Source organism: Micromonospora sp. NPDC047527 (assembly GCF_040643015.1).
Taxonomy (GTDB): domain Bacteria; phylum Actinomycetota; class Actinomycetes; order Mycobacteriales; family Micromonosporaceae; genus Micromonospora.
In genome coordinates, this window is record NZ_JBEYTK010000009.1 from 78,391 (window position 1) to 92,803 (window position 14,413).

12 protein-coding genes are annotated in these 14,413 nt (G+C 74.9%); 5 read left to right on the top strand and 7 right to left on the bottom strand.

Annotated features, from left to right (window positions below):
* The first annotated feature begins 216 nt into the window (after positions 1–216).
* From ABZ808_RS27170 to ABZ808_RS27185, 4 genes are read left to right on the top strand one after another with little or no spacing between them, the layout of a single operon-like run.
* Positions 217–1,899 carry a hypothetical protein gene (locus ABZ808_RS27170; RefSeq protein WP_357011765.1) on the top strand — a complete coding sequence of 561 codons (1,683 nt, stop codon included), beginning with the start codon at positions 217–219 and terminating at the stop codon, positions 1,897–1,899.
* On the top strand, positions 1,899–3,362 hold the full coding sequence (locus tag ABZ808_RS27175) for an NADH-ubiquinone oxidoreductase-F iron-sulfur binding region domain-containing protein (protein ID WP_357011767.1): 1,464 nt from the start codon (positions 1,899–1,901) through the stop codon (positions 3,360–3,362). The genes ABZ808_RS27170 and ABZ808_RS27175 overlap by 1 nt, the downstream gene beginning before the upstream one ends.
* Before the next feature lie 51 nt (positions 3,363–3,413).
* Positions 3,414–4,031, top strand: a complete 618-nt coding sequence (locus tag ABZ808_RS27180; RefSeq protein ID WP_357011769.1) for a thioredoxin-like domain-containing protein — start codon at positions 3,414–3,416, stop codon at positions 4,029–4,031.
* The gene (locus ABZ808_RS27185; RefSeq protein ID WP_357011771.1) at positions 4,028–4,969 is read left to right on the top strand and encodes a cytochrome c biogenesis CcdA family protein; all 942 of its coding nucleotides are present in this window, start codon (positions 4,028–4,030) and stop codon (positions 4,967–4,969) included. The genes ABZ808_RS27180 and ABZ808_RS27185 overlap by 4 nt, the downstream gene beginning before the upstream one ends.
* On the opposite strand, the gene serS is transcribed toward ABZ808_RS27185, so the two are convergent.
* The 5 genes from serS to ABZ808_RS27210 all read right to left on the bottom strand — a co-directional run bounded on the left by serS (position 4,966) and on the right by ABZ808_RS27210 (position 10,341).
* Complete coding sequence (serS, locus tag ABZ808_RS27190) at positions 4,966–6,255, bottom strand: serine--tRNA ligase (protein ID WP_357012010.1); 1,290 nt, start codon at positions 6,253–6,255, stop codon at positions 4,966–4,968. The two genes, ABZ808_RS27185 and serS, sit on opposite strands and share 4 nt — an antisense overlap.
* A gap of 92 nt (positions 6,256–6,347) precedes the next feature.
* A complete protein-coding gene (locus tag ABZ808_RS27195; RefSeq protein WP_357011773.1) occupies positions 6,348–7,472 on the bottom strand; it encodes a MerR family transcriptional regulator in 1,125 nt (374 codons plus the stop codon).
* 25 nt (positions 7,473–7,497) lie between these two features.
* Positions 7,498–8,712: a saccharopine dehydrogenase NADP-binding domain-containing protein gene (locus ABZ808_RS27200; protein WP_357011775.1), complete on the bottom strand. Its 1,215-nt coding sequence runs from the start codon at positions 8,710–8,712 to the stop codon at positions 7,498–7,500.
* 43 nt (positions 8,713–8,755) lie between these two features.
* Positions 8,756–9,904, bottom strand: coding sequence for an alcohol dehydrogenase catalytic domain-containing protein (locus ABZ808_RS27205; RefSeq protein ID WP_357011777.1), 1,149 nt, complete (start codon positions 9,902–9,904; stop codon positions 8,756–8,758).
* The gene (locus ABZ808_RS27210) at positions 9,901–10,341 is read right to left on the bottom strand and encodes a hypothetical protein (RefSeq protein ID WP_357011779.1); all 441 of its coding nucleotides are present in this window, start codon (positions 10,339–10,341) and stop codon (positions 9,901–9,903) included. The genes ABZ808_RS27205 and ABZ808_RS27210 overlap by 4 nt, the downstream gene beginning before the upstream one ends.
* Before the next feature lie 146 nt (positions 10,342–10,487).
* Here ABZ808_RS27210 and ABZ808_RS27215 point away from each other — a divergent pair, with 146 nt between their 5' ends.
* Positions 10,488–13,334 (top strand): LuxR C-terminal-related transcriptional regulator, encoded by a 2,847-nt coding sequence (locus ABZ808_RS27215; protein WP_357011781.1) that lies wholly within the window; start codon positions 10,488–10,490, stop codon positions 13,332–13,334.
* Between the two features lie 22 nt (positions 13,335–13,356).
* Here ABZ808_RS27215 and ABZ808_RS27220 read toward each other — a convergent pair whose 3' ends face one another.
* The gene (locus ABZ808_RS27220) at positions 13,357–13,905 is read right to left on the bottom strand and encodes a thioredoxin domain-containing protein (RefSeq protein WP_357011783.1); all 549 of its coding nucleotides are present in this window, start codon (positions 13,903–13,905) and stop codon (positions 13,357–13,359) included.
* Positions 13,902–14,399 carry a redoxin domain-containing protein gene (locus ABZ808_RS27225; RefSeq protein ID WP_357011785.1) on the bottom strand — a complete coding sequence of 166 codons (498 nt, stop codon included), beginning with the start codon at positions 14,397–14,399 and terminating at the stop codon, positions 13,902–13,904. Before ABZ808_RS27225 ends, ABZ808_RS27220 begins: the two co-directional genes overlap by 4 nt.
* Positions 14,400–14,413: the final 14 nt, after the last annotated feature.

Sequence of the window (14,413 nt, forward strand, 5' to 3'; positions counted from 1 at the left end):
GAATCTTGCAACCCATGCTGAAAATTGCCGAAAGATTACAAGCACGTTGCAACGGCTGTCAATGCATGGGCGTCAATCGGTGTCCGTCCCGTCACGAGGGGTTCGGCTACTACGCGCGCCGCCGCCGGTTGGTTCGATCCGGCCCAGAAATTTCCATCCCCAGGTGATCCGCACGCCCCGTCCGTCCGTACTGGATGGGGGAGCAGGGGTCGGCCGGTGGTGCGCCGCCGCGAGACGATCGAGGAGCAGATGGCCCGGGCAAAGCAGAACGAGAAGGCCACCACGGTCCGGACCAGCGCCAGCAGCCGTGGGGTACGAACTCGGTCGCGGTCGGCGACCATGCTGCTGATCGCATCGGTGGTCGCCGCGCTCTGGGCGGCGACGATGCTGACCGGCGCGGGACAGACGGCGTACGCGTACGGCTTCTTCTTCACCGAGTTCTTCGCCGGGGTGATCGCCCTGGTGTCGCTGAGCATCACCGTGATGCTCGGCCTGCTCGCCACCGACCGGCTGGTGCTGAGCATCCCGCACCGGGTGTTGATGCAGTCGGCGCACCGGGCAACCGGCGTCCTGGGCGTGGCCGGGCTGGGCTTCCACGTGCTTACCAAGATCGCCACCGGGCGGGCGGCGGCGACCGACTCGCTGATCCCGTTCGTCGGCGGCCGAGGGCTCTACGTCGGCCTCGGCACCGTGGCCGCCCTGCTGATGGTCAGCGTGATCTGGACCGGCATCATCCGGGCCCGCTTCGCCGGCGTCGGCCCGAAGTGGCTGTGGCGCGCCCTGCACTCCACCGCGTACCTGGCCTGGCCGTTCGCGGTGCTGCACGGCCTCAACGCCGGCCGGGCCGCGAACTCCTGGGTGGTGCTCAGCTACCTCGCCTGCATCCTGCTGGTCGTGTTGGCGCTGCTGGTGCGGCTCTCGGTCACCATCGGCCGGCGCAGCCGCGAGCAGCACCAGGCCGCCGTGCGCAACGCGGTGATGGCCGGCCGGGGCAGCGTGGAGAGCCGCGGACGGTCGCTGCTGGCCGGCCTGACTCGACGCCGCGACACCAGCGAGGACAAGCGTCCCGCCTGGGCGGAGGCCACCACCGCCAGTTGGACCGCACCACCCGCCAGCTCAAGGCGGCGCGACCCCGAGCGGTTCACCGTCCCGGTGGTGCCCGAGCCCGGCTCACTCGCCGAGCCGGCCCGGCCCAGCCGACGGCGGCGGGACGAGGAGCCGGCCGCCCGGCAGGACGTCGACCGGCCGACGCGCGGGCGCCGCGACGAGGCGGAACCCCGCCGGTCCGCCCGCCGCAGCGCGCAGGAGATTCCCACCCGTCCGCGCGACGAGGAGGAGTTGGAGCCCGTGGCCCGCCGGCGCGGTGAGCGCAGCCGGACCCGGACCCGGGACGAGGCGGCCACCACCGGCCGGCGACGCGGCACCGCGCCGGTCGAGGAACCGGTCGCCGAACGGCCCAGCCGCCGCTCCCGTACCGAGGACGAGGGCAGCCGGTACTCGGCGCCGCCACGACGGACGCTCGACGAGGCCGAGGAGCCGTGGGACAGCCCGCGCCGCTGGCAGGCCGCCGAGCCGATCTCCGCCGAGCCGATCTCGGCCGGCCCGATCTCCGGCAGCCCGATCTCCGCCGGCCCGATTTCGGCGGCGCCGCGCAGCGGCAGCGGCCGGCACAGCGCCGAGGACGACCTGCCGGAGGAGCCGGACTACTGGCGTCCGCCGGCCCGGTACGTCCCCGAGGAGGTGCCGCCGCCCGTCGACGACACCCCGACCCTGGTCGACCTGGCGTCGCGGCGAGCCCGTCGGGCCGCCGGCGAGGGCCGCTCCGCCAAGCGCCGCAAGGCCAGCGCGGACGCCGTGGACGGCGCGTACTGGGCCGGACTGCGGGGTGAGGCCAAGTGATGCGGACGACCGTGCCCCCGGTCGCCTGCGTGGGCGAGCCCCGACTGACCGCCGGCTTCGCCGAGTTCGGCCGGCTCGACCTGGCCGCGCACGAGGAGGTGCACGGGCCGATCGGCCCGATGGAGCCGGCCCAACTGCTCCGGCTCGCCGAGGGCATGCAGCTCAAGGGCAAGGGCGGGGCCGGCTTCCCGTTCGCCCGCAAACTGCGCGCCGTGCTGGAGTCCTGTGAGCGGCAGGACCTCGCCGCCGTGGTCGTGGTCAACGCTACCGAGGGTGAGCCGGCCAGTTGGAAGGACAAGGTGCTGCTCACCCGCGCGCCGCACCTGATCCTCGACGGCGCGGCGTTGGCCGCGTACGCCCTGGACGCCGAGGAGATCGTGATCGGTGTGGCTGACGACGGGGTCGGCCGGGAGTCGCTGATGGAGGCGCTGAGCGAGCGCCGGATGCCGGTGCCGGCCACCATCGTCACCGTGCCGCACCGGTTCATCTCCGGCGAGGGCGGCGCGCTGGTCAACGGGATCAACGGGTTGCCGCACATCCCGCCGGGCACCAAGAAGCGCTCCAGCGACTCCGGTGTCGGTGGACTGCCCACGCTGCTGTCCAACGCCGAGACGTACGCCCAGCTCGCCGTCGGGGCGCGACTCGGCCCGTACGAGTACGCGGCGCTCGGCACCGACGACGAGCCCGGCACCGTGCTGCTCACCGTGACCGGCGCGGCGGGCCGACCGGCCGTGGTGGAGTGCACCGCGGGCATGCCGCTGCGCGACGTCCTCGACCTGTGCGAGGTCCCGGACGTGCAGGGCATCCTGATGGGCGGCTACCACGGCAAGTGGATCACCCCTGAGGCGGCGGAGAAGGCCGAGGTCTCCCGCAAGGGCCTGGCCGCCGTCGGCGGCACCCTGGGCGCGGGCATCATCGTCCCGCTCGGTGTCGACACGTGTCCGCTCGGTGAGGCCGCGCAGGTGGTGCGCTACCTGGCCGGCGAGTCCGCCGGCCAGTGCGGCCCCTGCAAGATGGGCCTGCCGGACCTGGCCCGCGCCGTCGACCTGGCCGTCGCCGGCAGCCAACCGGCCGACGTGGTACGCGCCGCCGCCGGCGAGGTGAAGGGCCGGGGCGCGTGCAGCCACCCGGACGGCACCGCCCGGTTCGCCCTCTCCGCGATCGAGGTCTTCGCCGACGACCTGCGGATGCACAGCACCGGCGACGGCTGCGGCCGGCGGGTCAAGGGCGTGATGGGGCTGCCGGGCGCGCCCGATACCAACCCGCAGAAGCTCACCCTGGACTGGTCGCGCTGCGACGGTCACGGGCTCTGCGCGCACGTGGTGCCGGACTTCATCCGGCTCGACGGCAACGGATATCCGGCCTTCCCGGCCACGCCGGTGCCGACCTGGCTGCGCGAGGGCGCGCTGAAGGCGGTCAAGGTCTGCCCGGAACTCGCCCTGCGCCTGGCCAAGGCCGAGTAGGGACGCCTGCGCAACGCCGGTGTTCCGTCCTGACGACGAACGGAGAAGCGGATGCCGATGGGGATCGGGCGAACAACGGTCGGGTTTCTGCCCCGCGCCGCCACCGTCGGGGCGCTCGTCGCCGCCCTGCTCGCCACGGCGTCCTGCACCGGCACGGTGCCGCCCGACGCTGCTGCCGCCGGGGCCGCGCCGGCCCCGACCAGCGCCCCGGCCGCGCCGACCGGCACACCGGCCGACTCGCCGTCGGCCGCGCCCGCCCCGATCCCGGACACGCTGCGCTTCGCCGGCACCACCCTCACCGGCGGCGCGTTCGACGCGACGCGGCTCGCCGGCCGACCCGTGGTGCTCTGGTTCTGGGCGCCGTGGTGCGCCACCTGCGCCAGTCAGGCGTGGACGGTGGCTGAGATCGCGCCGCGTTACCGGGACACCGTGCCGATCGTCGGCGTCGCCGGGCTCGGCGAACAGAAGGCCATGAAGGACTTCGTCACCGAGTTCGACCTGGACGGCACCACGCAGATCGACGACCGTAAGGGGACGCTCTGGCGTCGGTTCAAGGTGACCGAACAGAGCATCTTCGTGATCATCGACCGGGACGGCAAGGTGGTCCACCAGGGCTTCCTGGACGGTGAGGCGCTCACCGCCAAGGTCGCCGCGCTGGCCGGGGCGTGACCGCCCCGCTGCTGCTCGCGCTGACCGCCGGCATGCTCGGCGCGGTCAACCCGTGCGGCTTCGCGCTGCTGCCCGCGTACCTCTCGCTGTTGGTCGCCGGGCCGTCGGACACCCGGGGGGCGGTCGGCCGCGCGCTCACCGCGGCGGCCGGGCTGACCCTGGGGTACGTGCTGGTCTTCGGCGCGTTCGGCCTGGCGGTCGCGCCGCTCGCCGGTTGGCTGCGGCCCCGGCTGCCGTGGCTGACCATGACGCTCGGCGTGCTGCTGGTGGTGGCCGGCTGTTGGCTGCTCGCCGGCCGGCGACTGCCCGCCCCCGGCTGGTCCGCGCGGGCACCCCGACTGACCCGCTCCTGGCCGTCGATGGCGCTGTTCGGCGCGGCGTACGCGCTGGCCTCGCTCGGCTGCGCCATCGCGCCGTTCCTGGCCATCGTGGTGACCAGCCTCCAGGCCGGCTCGACCGGCGAAGGGCTGGCGCTGTTCGGCGCGTACGCCCTCGGGATGGGTCTGGTGGTCGCGGTCGCAGCGCTCGGTGTGGCGCTGTTGCGCGACGGCCTGGTGGCCCGGCTGCGGGTTGCCGGCGCCCTGGTGCCCCGGCTCAGCGGCCTGGTGCTGCTGATCACCGGCGGGTACGTCGCCTGGTACGGCTGGTACGAGTTGCGGCTGTTCGACGGCCGCCGAGAAGCCCTACACGACCCGGTGATCCGCGCAGCCGCCCACGTCCAACAAACCCTGGCCGCCGCCCTGGACAAACTAGGCCCAGCACTCCTCCTAGCGGCCCTGACAGCCCTACTGCTCCTAAAAGCCCGCTCCCGCCCCCGCCCTCACTCCCGCGATCTTGCAGTTTCTGCCGCGACAAAAGCCGCAGAGCACCCTATTTCGGGGACCGAAACTGCAAGATCGACGGGAGGGGCGGAGGCTCGGGGTGGGCGGGGCAGTTAGCGCGGGGTGGGGGTTAGGCGGTCGGTGCCTAGGCGGTCTTGGAGGACCTTCGGGATCAGCACGCTGCCGTCGGTTTGCTGGAACTGCTCCAGGATGGCCGGGAAGAGCCTGCTCGTGGCCAGCGCCGACCCGTTGAGCGTGTGCACGAACCGGGTCTGCTTGCCGCCCGGCTCGCGGTAGCGGATGGCCGCCCGGCGTGCCTGGTAGTCGCCGCCCCAGGAGACCGACGACACCTCCTTGTACTTGTCCATGCTCGGCATCCACACCTCGATGTCGAGGGTCTTGCGCATGGACGCGCTGGCGTCGCCGGCCGACAGCAGGCTGCGCTGGTAGTGCAGCCCCAGCTTCTCGACCAGGCTCTCGGCGTGGGTGACCATCTCCTCCAGCGCCGCGTCCGCCTGCTCGGGCAGCGTGAACTGGAAGATCTCCACCTTGTTGAACTGGTGGCCCCGCACGGTGCCGCGCTCGTCCGAGTGTGAGCCGGCCGCCTCCCGGCGGTAGCACGGCGTGTACGCGAACCGCTTCAGCGGCAGCTTCGGCGTCTCCAGGATCTCGTCCTGGTACGCCCCGAGGATCGCCGTCTCCGAGGTGGGCAGCAGGAACTGCCCGCGCGGGGCGGACTCCCGGTCCAGGTGGTAGACGTCGTCGTAGAACTTCGGGAACTGCCCGGCGGCGAAACCGGCCGTGTCGAGCAGCAGGTGCGGCGGCAGCAGGAACTCGTAGCCGGCCTTGATGTTCTCGTCGATGAGGAAGTTCAGCAGCGCCCACTCCAGGCGGGCGCCCATCCCCGTGTACATCCAGAAGCCGGAGCCGCCGAGCTTCACGCCCCGCTCGTGGTCGACCAGACCGAGCATCCGCGACAGCTCCACGTGATCGCGGACCTTCTCGATCACCGGGGCCTCACCGAAGGTCTTGACGACCCGGTTGGCCTCCTTGCCGCCGGGGAGGACGTCGTCGGCGGGCAGGTTGGGCAGCTCGCTCATCGCGGTGCGCAGCCGGGCCTGCACCTCGTCCAGCTCGGACTCCAGCTCGGAGAGCTGCCGGCGGCCGGCATCGGGCGCGGCGGCCTCCGGCTCGCGGCCGGCGCGCTTCGCCTCCGCGTACGCCCGCGCCTCCGCCTTGCGGCGCTGCCGATCGGCGTCGATCTCCGTGATGAGTGCGCGTCGTTCCTGGTCGAGCCGCTGGATCTCGTCCAGGGCACGGGTGACCTCGGCGGGATCCAGACGCTTCGCCAGCGCGGTCGCCACCGCCTCGCGATCCTTCCGGATCAACTCCATGTCGAGCATGCTGCTCCGTACGCCTCCGTCCGGGGTCAGGTGGACCACCAGATGCTACCGTCGCGCCCCTTTCGACCCGGGACGGGGAGTGACGGCCCGGTTCAGAGCCGGATCGGCATCAGCACGGAGAAGGTGTCCGCGTCGTCCGGACGGCGTACGGCCAGCGGGGCGATCGGCCCGTCCAGCTCCAGCACCAACTGCGGCCCGCCGGCCGCGTCCAGCGCGTCGAGCAGGTAGTCACCGTTCACCCCGATGCGCAGCCCGCCGGCCCGGTGCGGCTCGCGGCCCGTGCCGGCCGGGTGGGGCTCGGGCAGGTCGGTGGGGTCCAGCAGGCGCAGGTCACCCCGGTCGTCGAGGCCGAGGACGCTGACCGCCAGCGGCCTGCCGGCGTGCTCACGGACCACCGTGGGGGCGGCCGGGTCGGTCAGCGCGGCACGCAGCGCCGCCACGTCCACCGGGATGCGGTACGTGGCGGGCCGCTCGCCGACCGCCTCGCGCAGCAGCCGACGGTAATCCGGGAAGTCGTAGGGCAGGGCCGTGCCGGTCAGCGTCCGGCCGCTCACCACCGCCCGCAGGTCGGTGCCGGCCACGGTCAGCCGTACCGGCTCGGCGTCGGCGTTGTCGAGCAGCCGGCGGAGCCGGTCGACGAGGTCCACCGGCAGGAGCATCCGCGCTGGCGGACCGTCGACGTCCGCCGCCGCTCGGGCCAGCGCGAGTCGGTGCCGGTCGGTGGCGACAAGCCGAACAGCGTCCGGCTCCACGTCGAGCAGCACCCCGCAGAGCACCGGCAGCTCCGGGTCGACGCCGACGGCGAAGCGCACCGCGTCCAGCGCGGCGGCCAACCCGGCGGGGGAGAGCAGCAGCGTCGTGGCCGTGGCCGGCGTCGGGTCGACCAGGGCGCGGAGCCGGACGATCTCGCGGCGGGCGTCGGCGAGCCCATCGGCCAGCCGGCGCAGGTGCGCGTCGAGCAGGCGGTGCACCTCGGCGGGCTTCGCGCGGACCGCGGCGGCGATCTCCGGCACCGGCATGCCGACCCGGCGTAGCCCGGCCACCAGCCGGGCCGGGCCGATCTGCTCGTCGGTGTACCAGCGGTAGCCGGTCACCGGGTCGACCAGGGCCGGCTCCAGCACCCCCGCCGAGTCGTAGAAGCGCAGGGCGCTCACGGTCAGGCCACTGACCCGGGCCAGCTCGCCGATGCTGTGCAGGTCGCTCACCACATCCGGCATCCTGCCCCCTCGACCTGGTCGAGGGTCAAGCCGCCGACCCGGTCCCACGCTCCGCCGGGCTCTCGCCCCGCTCCAGCACCCGGAAGGTGAGCCCGGCCCGGATCAGCCGGTCGAGCAGCGCGTCACCCATCGCGCTGACCGGGGTGAGCTGACCGGCGGTCGGCGGCAGGTCGTCGAGTGCCAGGCAGAGCGCCGACTCGGCGAGCATCTTCGCCGTCTCGTCGTAGCCCGGGTCGCCGCCGGCGACCTCGGTGACCACCCGTTGACCGCCGCCGGTGCCGACGAACCGGACCCGGAACCAGGACGCCGCTCGCTGCTGCGGCGTCGGCCCCTGCCCGGACGCGAGCCGACCGAGCAGCCAGCGTCGGGTGGGTGGCAGCTTCACCAGGCCGACCAGCGCGCCGAGCCCCACCGCGCTGACCAGCACCGTCGGCAGCCGCTTCAGGGCGGCGAAGTGCCGGTAGCGGAAGTCCGGGCCGTACTCGGGGCGGGCCGCCGCCGACCGGCGGATCACCTGCGGGTCGATGGTGGGCAGCGGCACGGTCCAGATGCCCAGCTCCGCCGAGCGGGCCAGCCGGCCGGGCACCGCCCGGACCCGGCGGTCGGTGGGGCGCGGCTCGACGGCCCGGCGGGCGCGGGCGGCCCGGCTCGCCTCCCCGGTCCGGGAGAACGCGGTGAGCGCGGAATGGTACGTGCCGGCGGAGAATCGGCCACCCGCGCGCACGTGGCCGTCCACGCAGATTGGACCGTCGGCGGGCAGCTGCTTGACGGTGAACCAGACGCCCAGGTCGTGCGGGATGGAGTCGAACCCGCAGGCGTGCACCAGCCGCGCGCCGGTGCGGGTCGCCTCGGCGTGGTGCCGGACGTACATCAGGTCGACGAACTCCGGCTCGCCGGTGATGTCCAGGTAGTCGGTGCCGGCCTCGGCGCAGGCGGCGACGAGCGGCTCCCCGTGGTGGATGTACGGGCCGACGGTGCTGGCGACCACCCGGGCGCTCCGCGCCACCGCGCGTAGCGAGTCGGCGTCGGTCACGTCGGCGGTGAGCAGCGCCAGGTCGGCCAGCGCCGGGTCGATCGCGGTGAGCCGGGCGCGTACGGCGTCGAGGCGATCCCGGTTACGCCCGGCCAGCGCCCAGCGCAACCCGGGTGGCGCGTGCCGGGCCAGGTATTCAGCGGTCAATCCGCCGGTGAACCCGGTCGCGCCGAACAGCACCACGTCGTACGTCCGCTCCCCAGCCATCCCCGGAGTCTGCCACCCATCGACCTCGATCGCCGAGGGCGGTTCACGGCGTGAACACGGCTCGGACGCACCCGTCGGCGCGATCCCGGAACAGCGCGTACCCGTGCGGGCCGTCCTCCAACGGCAACTGGTGGGTGGCCAGGTGCTCGGTGCGCAGCTCGTCGCGGGCCATCCGGTGCAGCAGCATCGGCACGTCCCGCAGGTCCGGTCGGCGGGCCCCGCGCAGCGTGAGCCGCTTGTCGGTCACCGCGCCCAGCGGGAACGCGTCGACGAACGCGTCCGCACCGCCGAGCACCACCACCACGCCGTCCTTGCGGCAGGCGTGCACCGCCTCGTGCAGCGCGTCCGGGCGGTCGGCGCCCCGGCCGGCGAGACGTTCGGCGAGGGACCGCGCGGGCGGTGCGCCGACGGCCAGCACGCACACGTCCGCGCCGCGTCCACCGCTGCGGTCCCGCAGCTCCGACCCGACATCGGTACGGCGGTAGTCGAGCGGCTCCGCGCCGGCGTGCCGTTCGGCCATCCGCAGCCGTTCCTCGTGCCGGTCCACGACGAGCACCCGGGCGGCACCGCGCAGCATCGCCGCGCGGGCCGTCAACTGGCCCACCGCACCGGCACCCCACACCGCCACCACGTCGCCGGGCCGCACCTCGCCCAGCTCGGCCGCCAGCCAGCCGGTCGGCGCCGCGTCGGCGGCGAACAGCGCCCGGTCGTCGCCGACCGCGTCCGGCACCCGGAACGCGCCCACGTCGGCGTATGGCACCCGGACGTACTCGGCGTGACCGCCGGCGAAGCCGCCCGCCGCCCGGGGCCGGCCGAAGCAGCCGGCGTCCGGGTGACCCCAGCCAAGATCGGCGGTCGCCGGGTCGGTGCTGCCGTTGTCGCAGCAGGAGTGCCGGCCCTGACGGCAGTACCAGCATCCACCGCAGGCGACGCTCGCGCCGACCACCACCCGGTCCCCGATCCGGTGTCGCCGGACCGCCGGACCGGCCTCGACCACCTCGCCCAGGAACTCGGTGCCGAGGACGTCACCGGCACGCACGAGCGGGTCCCGACCGGCCAGCAGCGGCAGGTCGGCACCATTGGTGGCGCTGCGCCGGACGCGGACGATGGCGTCCCGCTCGTTGCGCAGCTCGGGGTCGGGCACCTCGCGTACCGCCAACTCGTCGGCGGCCACCCAGCACAGCGCCCTCACCCGCGGGCCTCGTGGCGGTCCAGCGCGGAGCGGTCCGCGCGCAGCACCTCACCGGCCTCGACGTGCTGCTTGACCTGGCGCAGCGTTCGGCGGACCAGCAGCCGCGGGTCGTCACCGACCAGGTGCGCGGCCAGGCCGACCGTCGGTGCGGCGCTGGCCCGCGGGCGGGCGGCCAGCTCGGTGCCCCGGTCGCCGGGGGCCGGGCGCACCCGCACCTCGACCGCGCCGTCCAGGCGGCGCAGCGGCTCGGGCCACCGGCCGCCCGGAAGCACCTGCTCCGGGGGGCGATCCACCGTCACCACCTCCCACCGGGCCGTCGCGGCCGGGTCGCCGTCCGCGCCGGGCCGGCCCCGCCACCGGGGTACGCGCAGCAGCCGCACCGCCCCGGTCAGCGCAGCGCCGCCCAGGGCGGATCCCGCGCGCCTCAGCCGTCCCATCGGTCCCACCCGTCCTGCCAGGTCCACGTCCCCCGATCGTCGGTCGGGGCCGGGTGAAGCGGGCTCGCCCGGAAGGGGTGAACCGGCCCTGGTCGGGTAACCGCTCGCCGACCGGGGGGTGGGACGTCGGCGGGGGGTGGGGCCGGGTGACGGAACAGCGTGATCGCGTGCGGGTGGGTACGGCGGCGGGGCTCCCCGGGGAGCCGCCGCTGCTGGCATCCCGGCTGACCCCGGCCGTGCCGCCCGAGCCCGTGGTGGCCCGGCCCCGCCTGCTGCGTCGGCTCGACGAGGGCAGCGCCGGGCCGGTCACCCTGGTCACCGCGCCCGCCGGTTGGGGCAAGACCACGCTCCTCGCCACCTGGGTGCGGCTGGCCGGCACCGCACCCGAGGCCGACGCCGGGCCGCTGGTGCCCGACTCCGGGCCGCTGGTGGTGCCCGAGGTCGGGCCGGAGCCGGCGTGGGTGTCGGTGGAGGCCGGCGACGACGGCGACCGGCTGTGGGCGTACCTGGCGGCGGCGCTGCGGACCGCGACCGGGGCGGCGGACGACAACCCGCTGGCCCCGCTGCCCGCCGGGCCGCCGCGCCCCGACCAACTGGAACTGCTCGCGGCCGGGCTGGCCGCCCTGGAACGTCCGGTGCTGCTGGTCCTGGACGACCTGCACCGGGTCACCGACCCGGCGGCGCTGACCGGGCTGGAGTTCCTGCTGCGCCACTGCGAGCAGCGGCTGCACCTGGTCGTCGGCGCGCGGGCCGGGCTGCCGCTGGCCCTGCACCGGCTGCGCCTCGCCGGTGAGCTGACCGAGATCGGCCCGGACGAGTTGGCCTTCACCGACGACGAGGTGGCCGACCTGCTCACCGCGCACGGCGCGGCGCTGCCCGCGACCGCGGTACGCCGACTGCGGGAGCGCACCGGGGGCTGGCCGGCCGCGCTGCGGATCGCCGTACTGGCGCTGCGCGGGCAGCCCGACCCGGAGCGCTGGGTGGGGCAGTTCGGCGGCGACCAACCGGAGATCGCCGGTTACCTGCACGAGGAGGTGTTGGCGGCGATCGACCCGGCCGACCGGGACCTGCTGCGCCGCACCGCCCTCGCCGAGACCATCTGCGCCGATCTGGCCGAGGCGCTGACCGGCCGCGCCGACGCCGGGCAGGCGCTGGCCGACCTGGCCGGGGCCGGTGGCCTCCTGCGCCGGGAGGACAGCCGCCCACCCTGGTACCGCTGCGACCCACTCCTCGCCGACCTGCTCCGGGCCGAGCTGGCCCGGCTGCCCAGCGACGAGCTGCGTGAGCTGCACGTACGGGCGGCCGACTGGTACGCCGGGGACGGTCGTCCGGCCGACGGGCTGCGGCATGCCCTGGCGGCCGGCCGGTGGGATCTGGCCGGGGACCTGTTCGTCGCGCACTGGCCGGAGCTGACCCGGTACGACGACGAACCGGTCCGCGGCCCGGCACCCCCGTCCCCGCCGCCGGACGTGGTCCGCGCCGATCCGGAGGTGGCCCTGGCCTGCGCCGCCGAGCGGGCGTACGTCGGCGACCTGCCGGCCGCCACCGGTCACCTGCGTACCGCCGTCGGATATGCGAACACCCTTCCGGTGCCGCGCCGGGACCGGTTCCAGCGGATGGCGACCGCCCTGGAGCTGACCATGGCCCGGCTCGCCGGTGACCGGACCGAGGTCCGTGCCGCCGCCGCCCGGCTACTGCGCACCCGTCCGGTCGACACCCCGCCGACCGGGCCGGCCAGCGCACATCCGGCACCCGGTTCCGCGTCGAGCGCCGACGACGCCGACCTGCGCGCCTTCACGGGCACCGCGCTCGGGCTCGTCGAGCTGGCCGGCGGCGGGCTGCCCACCGCACGGTTCATCCGGGCGCGGGTGGCGGCCCGGGATGCGGGCCGGCCCCGCACCGAGCTGGTCTGTGCCAGTCGCTCCGCCCTGCTGCTCGCGGTGCGCGGCGAGCTGCGCGCGGCGGAGCGGGCGGCCCGCGACGCCCTGGGCATGCCGCCGTGCCGGGGGTGGTCCTGCCGGCTCGACTGCGCCTACGCGTACCTGGCGTTGGCCGTCGTGGCGCTGCACCGTGACCAGCCCGAGGAAGCTGCCGCGAACCTCGCGCTCGCCGTGCCGGCGACCGGCCCGGTCGGCGTCGTCGAGGCGGGTACCGGGCACGACTGGTCCAGCTCGGGAGGCGACCCGGTGGCGACGGCCCTGGCCGCGTGGTGCGGGGCGCAGCTGCACCGTGACGCCGGAGACCCGGCGGCTGGCCAGCGGATGCTCGTCCGGGCCCGCGAGTCACTGCCCGACGAGTCGGCCGCCGCCGAGCTGTCGGGTCTGCTGCGGGCCGTCGAGGCCGAGATCCGCGCCGAGAGGGGCGACCAGGACGGCGCCCGAGCCCTGCTCGCCGACGTCAGCGGCGACCCGGACAGCCCGGCGCTCGCCGTGGCCCTGGCCCGGCTGGAGCTGCGAGCCGGTGACCTCTCCGCCGCCGGGCGGGCCCTGCCGGAGTGGCAGGCGCCGCCCGCCGCGACCTGGCCCCTGCCGGTACGCCTGGACGCCGGCCTGCTGGAGGCGGTGCTGGCCGACCGGGGCGGGGACGCGCGCCGGGTCGGCCGGACCCTGGAGCAGGTGTTGGACCTGGCCGGCGCGCAGGGCTGCCGGCGGGTCTTCACGCGCGCCGACCCGTCGGTGCGGGACCTGCTGGCCGCGCACCTGGACGCGGGCACCGCGCACTTCCCGCTGGTCAGCGACCTGGTGCGGGGGGCCGAGCAGAGCACGGCCCGACCCGGCGGCGAGCCAGCGGAAGCGCTCGACGAGCCGCTCACCGAACGGGAGCTGACCATCCTGCGTTACCTGCAGAGCATCCTGTCCAATGTGGAGATCGCCGCCGAGCTGTCACTCTCGGTCAACACGGTGAAGACCCACGTCCGCAACATCTACCGCAAACTCGGCGCGACCCGCCGGCGCGAGGCGGTCCGGCGGGCGCGCGAGCTGCGCCTGATCTGAGCGGCCGATCAGCCGTGCCGGGTCAGGCGTCGGCCGCCGCGTCCACGGCGGCCAGCAGGTCGGGCAGGTCGTACCCGCCGTCGTGCCGGACGTCGTTGATGAACAGGGTCGGCGTGCCGTTCACCCCGCTGCGGATCCCGCCCACGAAGTCCCGGCGCACCCGGTCGGCGTACGCCCCGCGCTCCACCTCGCCGTTCACCTCGTCCGGCGGCAGTCCGAGCTGCTCGACGCCGAGCGAGAGGTGCACCGGGTCCAACTGGTCCTGGTGCTCGTACAGCCAGTCGTGCATCTCCCAGAACCGGCCCCGACTGGCGGCGGCCTCGGCGGCCTCGGCCGCACGCTCGGCGTACGGGTGCACGTTGGCGATCGGGAAGTAGCGGTAGACCAGCCGTACCGTGTCGGCGCGCTGGCGCAGCAACTCGTGCAGGTTCGGGTACGCGGCACCGCAGAACCGGCACTGGAAGTCGCCGTACTCGATGATGGTGACCGCCGCGTTCGACGGCCCGCGGACGTGGTCCTCGACGGTTATCGGCTCCCGCAGCCGGGCGGTCACCTGAAGTGGCGTGGTCATCCGGCCATCACCTTCCGATCGGCGGCGATCCGCTCCAGCGCGTCGAAGATCCCGTCGGCGCCCGGGTTGACCTCCGGCGAGGACAGGTAGCTCCAGGCCACCGTGCCGGACGGGTCCAGCACCACGAGCGCCCGTGCCGTCACGCCCTGCGCGGTGTACGCGCCGTACCGGCGGGCCACCTCGCCCTTGGGCTCGAAGTCGGCGAGCAGCGGAAACTCGATGCCCTGGCTCTGCGCGAACGCCCGGTGCGACCAGATGCTGTCCACCGAGATGCCGAGCACCACCGCCTGGTACTGGTCGAACACCGGTGCCGCCGCCTGGTAGAGCGACATCTGGTCACCGCAGACAGGGCTCCAGTCGGCGGGGTAGAAGGCCAGGACGACCGGTCGACCCCGGAACTGCTCGGGCCCGGTCTGGCGCCCGTCCGGAGTGCTCGCCAGGGTGAAACCGGGCGCGGGGCGTCCCGGCTGGATCAGCCCGTTCGGATCACTCATGGCCCCAGCCTGCA

Coding starts and splice junctions, on each gene's coding strand:
- serS (WP_357012010.1), bottom strand. CDS start 6,255: ATGCTCGACATGGAGTTGATCCGGAAGGATCGCGAGGCGGTGGCGACC.
- ABZ808_RS27210 (WP_357011779.1), bottom strand. CDS start 10,341: ATGGGACGGCTGAGGCGCGCGGGATCCGCCCTGGGCGGCGCTGCGCTG.
- ABZ808_RS27225 (WP_357011785.1), bottom strand. CDS start 14,399: ATGAGTGATCCGAACGGGCTGATCCAGCCGGGACGCCCCGCGCCCGGT.
- ABZ808_RS27175 (WP_357011767.1), top strand. CDS start 1,899: ATGCGGACGACCGTGCCCCCGGTCGCCTGCGTGGGCGAGCCCCGACTG.
- ABZ808_RS27180 (WP_357011769.1), top strand. CDS start 3,414: ATGCCGATGGGGATCGGGCGAACAACGGTCGGGTTTCTGCCCCGCGCC.
- ABZ808_RS27200 (WP_357011775.1), bottom strand. CDS start 8,712: ATGGCTGGGGAGCGGACGTACGACGTGGTGCTGTTCGGCGCGACCGGG.
- ABZ808_RS27220 (WP_357011783.1), bottom strand. CDS start 13,905: ATGACCACGCCACTTCAGGTGACCGCCCGGCTGCGGGAGCCGATAACC.
- ABZ808_RS27195 (WP_357011773.1), bottom strand. CDS start 7,472: ATGCCGGATGTGGTGAGCGACCTGCACAGCATCGGCGAGCTGGCCCGG.